This is a genomic window from Vibrio sp. 10N.222.48.A3, from assembly GCF_041475345.1.
Classification (GTDB): domain Bacteria; phylum Pseudomonadota; class Gammaproteobacteria; order Enterobacterales; family Vibrionaceae; genus Vibrio; species Vibrio tasmaniensis_A.
On sequence record NZ_JBFRVX010000623.1, the window covers coordinates 1 to 7,895 of the forward strand.

Annotated in this window: 6 protein-coding genes and 1 tRNA gene; all 7 read left to right on the forward strand. The window is 46.0% G+C overall.

Annotated elements, in window-relative coordinates; all coding sequences use genetic code 11:
* Positions 1–15 precede the first annotated feature (15 nt).
* Positions 16–92, forward strand: a tRNA-Arg gene (locus AB4653_RS17305).
* A 375-nt stretch (positions 93–467) separates the two neighbouring features.
* Complete coding sequence (locus tag AB4653_RS17310; protein WP_004741884.1) at positions 468–725, forward strand: oxaloacetate decarboxylase subunit gamma; 258 nt, start codon at positions 468–470, stop codon at positions 723–725.
* 32 nt (positions 726–757) lie between these two features.
* Complete coding sequence (oadA, locus tag AB4653_RS17315) at positions 758–2,542, forward strand: sodium-extruding oxaloacetate decarboxylase subunit alpha (protein ID WP_009847618.1); 1,785 nt, start codon at positions 758–760, stop codon at positions 2,540–2,542.
* Between the two features lie 9 nt (positions 2,543–2,551).
* Positions 2,552–3,682, forward strand: a complete 1,131-nt coding sequence (locus tag AB4653_RS17320) for a sodium ion-translocating decarboxylase subunit beta (RefSeq protein ID WP_009847617.1) — start codon at positions 2,552–2,554, stop codon at positions 3,680–3,682.
* A 173-nt stretch (positions 3,683–3,855) separates the two neighbouring features.
* Positions 3,856–4,809 (forward strand): NADP-dependent oxidoreductase, encoded by a 954-nt coding sequence (locus AB4653_RS17325; protein ID WP_009847616.1) that lies wholly within the window; start codon positions 3,856–3,858, stop codon positions 4,807–4,809.
* A gap of 6 nt (positions 4,810–4,815) precedes the next feature.
* Complete coding sequence (locus AB4653_RS17330; protein ID WP_004735497.1) at positions 4,816–5,277, forward strand: YqaA family protein; 462 nt, start codon at positions 4,816–4,818, stop codon at positions 5,275–5,277.
* 9 nt (positions 5,278–5,286) lie between these two features.
* The coding region (locus AB4653_RS17335) for a M16 family metallopeptidase (protein ID WP_372104827.1) at positions 5,287–7,895 on the forward strand (2,609 nt) is incomplete at its 3' end.

Below are 7,895 nucleotides of genomic sequence, written 5' to 3' on the forward strand. Positions count from 1 at the left end.
AATATCGAAACCGTTGCGCCCTTAGCTCAGCTGGATAGAGTACCTGGCTACGAACCAGGCGGTCGGAGGTTCGAATCCTCCAGGGCGCACCACATTATTAGAGAAAGCCTCGTTTTTACGAGGCTTTTTTTATGTCTTCTGTAAATTTGTTGCAACAATGTTAAATTTGTGGTGTTTTTAACTTGTTGTATTTAAAGTAATTCTTGATTGCTTCTTTGTTATTCTACCTTTCTCATATCAATTCTCAGAAAAGCCCCGTTTAAGTCACAGTTTAAATATCTAAAAATGACTCATTTGACAGATTTATGTGATCTGATAGGCGAATAATTAACCTTATGTGTGCGTTATCCGTAACAGAACCTTAAACAAAATTGACAAACTTTTACCAATCGAGATAATCCATGGGTCGGGATCACTATTCGCTGAAATCCTGTACGTATGTCAGGATGACGAAGAAAGGAAGCAACATGACTAATATTGGAAGCCTGCTAGGAGATGCGGCGACTCTAATGATAACGGGGATGTCCGTTGTCTTTATTTTCTTAACTATTCTAGTTTACCTCGTTCGGTTGATGTCAAAACTGGTACCAGAAGAAGTACCGGAGCCGATCGCAGCACCTAAAAAAATTCAAAAATCACAATCAAACCCTTCAGCTGTTAGTCCACAGGTAGTGGCAGCAATTTCGGCCGCGGTTCATCAATACCGTGCGTCTACTGCTAAGTAGCATTTTAAAGGATTAAAAAGGAGTTTATGAGCATGTCTAAACCACTAGCTATCACAGATGTGGTACTTCGTGACGCGCACCAGTCACTATTTGCTACTCGTATGCGTATCGAAGATATGCTGCCAATTGCGGCAGAACTGGATAAAGTCGGTTACTGGTCACTTGAGACTTGGGGCGGCGCAACGTTTGATTCGTGCATCCGTTTTCTTGGAGAAGATCCGTGGGAACGTTTACGAGAGCTGAAAAAAGCGATGCCCAACACACCAATGCAGATGCTACTGCGTGGTCAAAATTTATTGGGTTACCGTCACTACGCGGATGATGTAGTAGAAAAGTTTGTTGAACGTGCCCATAGTAACGGCATGGACGTATTCCGTATTTTTGATGCGATGAATGACGTACGTAACTTTGAAACCGCAGTGAAAGCAACGATTGATGTTGGCGGCCACGCTCAAGGTACGTTGTCTTACACAACCAGTCCGGTTCACAACTCAGATACGTGGGTTGATTTGGCTAAGCGCCTAGAGGATCTAGGTTGTCATTCACTATGCATCAAAGATATGTCAGGTTTATTAAAGCCTTATGAAGCGGAAGAGCTAATCACTCGCATCAAAGCGTCTTGTGATGTGCCTCTAGCGCTGCATAGCCACGCGACAACGGGTCTATCAACCGCTACAGCCGTTAAAGCTGTTGAAGCGGGTATTGATATTCTAGACACCGCAATCTCTTCTATGAGCTGTACTTACGGCCATACACCAACCGAAACGGTTGTTGCTATGCTAGAAGGCACAGAGCGCGACACGAATCTCAAACTAGACCAAATCGAACCAATCGCGGCTTACTTCCGTGATGTACGTAAAAAGTATGCGAAATGGGAAGGCCAGCTAAAAGGTGTCGATTCTCGAATCTTGATCGCTCAAGTTCCTGGCGGCATGTTAACCAACATGGAAGGCCAGCTTAAAGAGCAAGGCGCTGCCGATCGCATGGATGAAGTTCTAGAAGAGATCCCACGCGTACGTAAAGAGTTGGGTTACATTCCTTTGGTAACACCTACTTCTCAGATTGTCGGTACTCAAGCGGTTATCAACGTTCTAACGGGTGAGCGCTACAAGAGCATCACTAAAGAGACTGCGGGTCTACTGAAAGGCGAATACGGTCAAGCTCCTGCTGAGGTTGATGCTGAACTGCAAGCGAAAGTGTTAGATGGTGCTGAGCCAATCACGTGTCGTCCTGCTGACTTACTTAAGTCTGAAATGGATACGTTAACGACTGACCTTTTAGAAAAAGCGAAATCAGATGGTATTTCACTCGCTGAAGATACCGTTGATGATGTACTGACGTACGCACTATTCCCACAAGTGGGTCTTAAGTTCCTTAAAAACCGTCACAACCCTGAAGCGTTTGAACCTGTACCAACGGCTGAAGCTGCAACTCCTGTTACGGCGGCACCACAACCTGCTGCTGGCGGCATTGAGAGCTACAGCGTGAAGGTTGATGGTCAAGTTTATGATGTTGAAGTTGGCCCTCAAGGTGAACTGACATCGGTATCTCCATCAGCGAAACCTGCACAAGCAGCTCAAGCAGCACCTGCTGCGGCTTCTGATGCAGAAGCGGTTCCAGCTCCATTAGCCGGCAACATCTTTAAAGTCATCGTTCAGGCGGGTGCTGAAGTGGCCGAAGGTGATGTTCTTCTGATCCTAGAAGCGATGAAAATGGAAACGGAAGTACGAGCTGCTCGCAGTGGTATCGTTCAAGAATTGAATGTTAAAGAAGGCGATGCAGTTACTGTAGGCGCTCCACTACTAAGCTTAGCGTAAGGGAGCACCATGGAAGGATTGATGACCTTATGGTCTGAAACAGGGATTGCTAACTTTGAGTTCGGCCAGATCTGTATGATGTTGGTTGGTTGCTCACTGTTGTTTTTGGCAATTCGCAAAGGGTTTGAACCTTTACTGCTGTTACCTATTGGTTTTGGTGCTGTATTAGCCAATATTCCAAATGCTGGATTCACGGATCCCGGCGGTTTGCTTTACTACGTTTACTACATTGGTATTGAAACTGGCATTTTTCCACTGCTGATCTTTATGGGTGTTGGAGCTATGACGGACTTTGGTGCGTTGATTGCTAACCCTAAAACACTGTGGCTCGGGGCTGCTGCTCAGTTTGGTATATTCGCAACGCTATTTGGCGCGATCTTGCTGAACTATGTACCAGGAATGGAGTTCTCAATGGCAGATGCTTCGTCAATTGCGATCATTGGTGGTGCCGATGGCCCAACCGCGATCTTTTTGGCGAGCAAGCTATCTCCTGATCTATTAGGTGCGATTGCGGTAGCGGCGTATAGCTACATGGCTTTAGTTCCTATTATTCAGCCACCAATCATGAAAGCGTTAACGTCTCCTGAAGAGCGCCAAATTAAGATGGCTCAACTTCGTCATGTAAGCAAAGCTGAGAAGATCCTTTTCCCGCTAGCTGTACTGCTTATGACGATTTTGTTCCTACCATCAGCAACCCCTCTAGTAGGTATGTTCTGTTTGGGTAACTTAATGCGCGAAGCGGGTGTGGTTGATCGTCTTTCAAAAACAGCCCAAAACGAACTGATTAACGTTGTGACTATTTTCCTTGGCCTAGGTGTTGGCTCTAAGCTTCAAGCGGATACGTTCTTGAACTTAGAGACACTGGGTATTCTAGGTTTAGGCGCGGTGGCGTTTAGTATTGGTACGGCTGGTGGTGTATTGATGGCGAAGCTGCTGAACCGCTTCTCGAAAGAAGACATTAACCCACTGATTGGCGCCGCTGGTGTATCAGCGGTTCCGATGGCGGCTCGTGTTGTGAATAAGGTTGGACTTGAGGCAAACCCTCAGAACTTCCTGTTGATGCATGCGATGGGTCCGAACGTAGCGGGTGTACTTGGTAGTGCCGTTGCTGCGGGTATCCTATTAGCTCTCGTAGGTTAATGAGTTACTTGGCTATGCTGCTCGTTACGTTAATTGGTCGTCAATTTACGCATGAGCGGTTAACTTCGCCTTATTAAATGGTTTATAGTCAAAGGGATGCTTTCGCATCCCTTTCTTTTTATTAATTAGGGTGCTTACTCATCAGGGCTTCTATCAATCAAGGAAATGTGGAAATGGAAAATAAACAGATTGCGATTACTCAATTCGGCGGCGTCGAAAACCTCAGTATTCAAACCAGTACTATTCCTGAGCCTAAGGCCGGAGAAGTGGTGGTTAAAGTTTCCTTTTCAGGCGTTAATCCTATTGATGTAAAAACCCGTGCTGGCCTTGGTTGGGCGGCAGCACAAAACAAAGACAACCTTCCTTGGGTTCCTGGTTACGATATTTCAGGGCAAATTGTTACGCTAGGCGAACAGGCAGAGCGTTTTACTGTTGGTGATAACGTAGCCGGATTTATTGGTTTTCCACTGCAAGGTGGCGGTTATAGCCAGTATGTGTGTGTTCCAGAAGTCGCATTAAGTATGGTCCCAGACTCGGTTGCGTTAGAAGCGGCTGCAGCTTTACCACTCGCTAGCCAAACCGCAGCACAAGCGCTTAACAAAGCGGAAGTGAAAGAGGGCGATCGCGTACTCATCTTAGCGGGCGCCGGCGGCGTTGGTCACCTTGCGGTTCAAATCGCAGTGGCTGCAAAAGCTGAGGTTTACACGACCTGCAGCGAGGCTAACCTTGATTACCTTGCTACGTTAGGCGCTCATGCGATTAACTATAAATTTGCGCCAGCATCGGAAAGAGTCTCTGATGTTGATGTACTGATTGATTTAGTGGGTGGTGATACCGCGCTTGATGCGTTGAAGTGTTTGAAAGATGGTGCGAGAGTGGTAACGGTGCCTACGCTGTCTGCTGAATTAATTTGCGAGAAAGCGACATTATTGGGTTTCACCGCTTCAGGTATGCTCGTTGAGCCAAATCCAGAGCAAATGGACACTATGCTTTACATGGTTAGCGTAGGGTTGCTCAAAACAGAAATTCAAACTATCTACCCGTTAGATGAAGCACAGTCGGCGCATCTACAAGTAGAAACCGGACACACCAGAGGCAAGGTACTACTTAAAATGCAAGAAGGTTAATATGCAGTGCTAGAGTTCTTTAATTCTCTTTTTGAAAACATAGCGTTGTGGTTTTCTGACTCGGCGCTGTGGGTGCTCTTCATTAGTGGCTTCTTGAGTGCCACATTGTTACCAGGGGGCTCAGAAGCAAGCCTTGTTGCAGCATTGAGCTTAGATCAGTTCTCAACATCATCAATCATTCTTCTGGCGACACTCGGTAATACTTTAGGCGGGCTGACCAACTATTGGATTGGTTTGTGGCTGCCTAATCGAACTCAATCTGAAAAGCATGGTCATAAGGCTATGGCTTGGCTGAGCCGCTATGGCTATTGGACACTGTTATTCAGTTGGTTGCCGATCATTGGTGACCCTTTGTGCTTAGCCGCGGGTTGGTTAAGAATGAAATTTATTCCTAGCGTTATTTTGATAGCGATTGGCAAAGCCGCTCGCTACAGCTTACTTGCTGCTATCTACTTCGGTTTTTTCTAAGGAGAACCTATGAAAAAGGTTTTACTTGGTACATTTTCTCTTATCGCCATTGCAGGCTGTTCTTACAATGTACCTAGCTCTACACCCTTCTTTTCCTCGTTACCTGAAGGTGTCACTCTGTTAGAAGAGGTTAAGCCTTCTAAAGATAAAGTGGTGATCCCTTACACCAAATATCAGCTTGAAAACGGCCTGACAGTTATTCTTTCCCCTGATGATTCTGATCCTCTTGTACATGTGGATGTGACCTATCATGTCGGCTCAGCTCGTGAAGAAATAGGCAAATCGGGCTTTGCTCATTTCTTCGAACACATGATGTTCCAAGGCTCTGAGAACGTCGGTGACCAGCAGCACTTTAAGATCATTACCGAGGCGGGTGGCTCGTTAAACGGCACGACTAACCGTGATCGTACTAACTACTTTGAAACCGTTCCATCTAACCAACTTGAGAAAATGTTGTGGTTAGAATCAGACCGAATGGGTTTTTTATTGGATGCGGTTTCTCAGAAGAAATTCGAAGTTCAAAGAGGCACGGTTAAAAACGAACGTGCTCAAAGTTATGAAAACCGTCCTTATGGCTTGATGTGGGAACGCATGGGTGAAGCGCTTTACCCTGAAGGTCATCCTTACTCATGGCAACCAATCGGTTATGTGGAAGATCTAGACCGTGTTGATGTGAATGACCTTAAGGCGTTCTTCCTACGTTGGTACGGCCCAAATAATGCGGTACTGACTATCGGTGGTGATATCGACGTTGATGACACGCTAGAGTGGGTTAATCAGTATTTTGGCCCAATCCCTCAAGGTCCGGAAGTTAAGGCTGCTGAGAAGCAACCAGCTGTTCTAACAGAAGATAAGTACATCACGTTAGAAGACAACGTTCGTCAGCCGATGGTGCTTGTTGGTTGGCCAACAACCTACCGCGGTGAAGATACGCAAGCTTCACTGAATGCGCTGTCTAACGTGTTAGGTTCAGGGACCAACAGTTATCTGTACCAAAACCTCGTAAAAACGCAAAAAGCGGTGAGTGCAGGCTCTTTCCACGATTGTGCTGAGCTCGCTTGTACTATGTATGTCTATGCGATGGGTGACTCAGGTGAAAAGGGGGATTTGACGGTTCTTAATAAAGAACTGATGGAAACCCTAGAACAATTTTCGAAAGGCGGTGTGGAACAAGATCGTCTAGATCAAATTACCGGCATGGCTGAAGCGAATGCGGTGTTTGCACTGCAAAGTGTTAGAGGCAAGGTTTCACAGCTCGCGTCAAATCAAACCTTCTATGGCCAGCCTGATCGTATTGAATCAAAACTCGATCAAATCCGATCTGTTACCCCTGAAAGCGTAAGCAAGGCGTACCGAGATTTTATCGAAGGTAAGCACAAGGTTACCTTGAGTGTGGTTCCTAAGAAAAAACTCGACTTAGCGGTTCGCGAGGCTACATTTAGCACTCCTGCTCGTACCCTTCCTGAATACAGCAAAGTGACAGAAGAACAATTGGATTTCAGAAAGGCACCGAACACATTTGATCGCAGCGTGATGCCTGAAGTGAACTTTGGTGTTGAAGCGACCATGCCTGAGCTGTATCGCATGCATTTTGCTAATGGTACTGACTTGATTGGTACTGTGACTAGCGAAACGCCGACAGTGCAGCTACAAATTCAACTCCCTGCGGGTGAGCGCTATGTTGGTAAAGGTCAAGAGGGTTTGGCGAACCTAACTGCATCGATGATGGAAGAAGGTTCGACTAAACGAACGGTTGAAGAGTTACAGGCCACCTTAGATAAGCTTGGTAGTAGCGTTAGCATTAGTGCTGGCAGCTATACCACAGATATTTCGGTCTCGACGTTAGAGAAAAACCTGCCTCAAACCTTAGCGATCGTGCAAGAAGTTCTATTTGAGCCTAAGTTTGATGTTCAAGATTTCGAACGCGTTAAGAGTCAGATGTTAGAAGGCGTAGTGTATCAGCATCAACAACCGAGCTGGATGGCTTCTCAAGCAACCCGAGAGGTGTTGTTCGGTAGCAGTATTTTTGGTCGAGCGAGTGATGGCACCAAGGATTCTCTAGAATCGTTAACTCTAGACGATGTAAAACTGTTTTACAGTCAGCACTATACTCCTGAGGGAGCTAATATTGTTATTGTAGGGGACATCACGAAGGAGGAGGTTGGAAAGCAGCTTCAGTTCTTTGAAGAATGGCAAGGTGACGCTGCACCACTCACTCGTCCACAGATCATCAAGGAGCTTTCGGGCCAGAACTTGTACTTAGTGGATAAGCCGGGAGCACCACAAAGTATTGTACGCTTAGTTCGTAAAGGGTTACCGTTTGATGCGACCGGTGAATTGTATTTAAGTCAATTGGCTAACTTTAATTTAGCCGGTAACTTCAATAGCCGCATCAACCAGAACCTGCGTGAAGACAAAGCCTACACTTACGGTGCAAGCGGTTACTTTGCGAGTACGCGTGAAACTGGTGCGGTAGTGTTTAGTGCTCAAGTTAGAGCCAATGCGACGGTTCCATCAATTCAAGAGTTTATTGCTGAGCTAAATGAATTTAGTCAGAGTGGATTAACTGACGAAGAGGTGAAATTTATGCGCCTTGCCGTCGGTCAACAAGATGCGCT

What these genes read in the sequence shown, in the direction of transcription:
- AB4653_RS17310 (WP_004741884.1), top strand. Translation starts at nt 468, where the DNA reads ATGACTAATATTGGAAGCCTGCTAGGAGATGCGGCGACTCTAATGATA.
- oadA (WP_009847618.1), top strand. Translation starts at nt 758, where the DNA reads ATGTCTAAACCACTAGCTATCACAGATGTGGTACTTCGTGACGCGCAC.
- AB4653_RS17320 (WP_009847617.1), top strand. Translation starts at nt 2,552, where the DNA reads ATGGAAGGATTGATGACCTTATGGTCTGAAACAGGGATTGCTAACTTT.
- AB4653_RS17325 (WP_009847616.1), top strand. Translation starts at nt 3,856, where the DNA reads ATGGAAAATAAACAGATTGCGATTACTCAATTCGGCGGCGTCGAAAAC.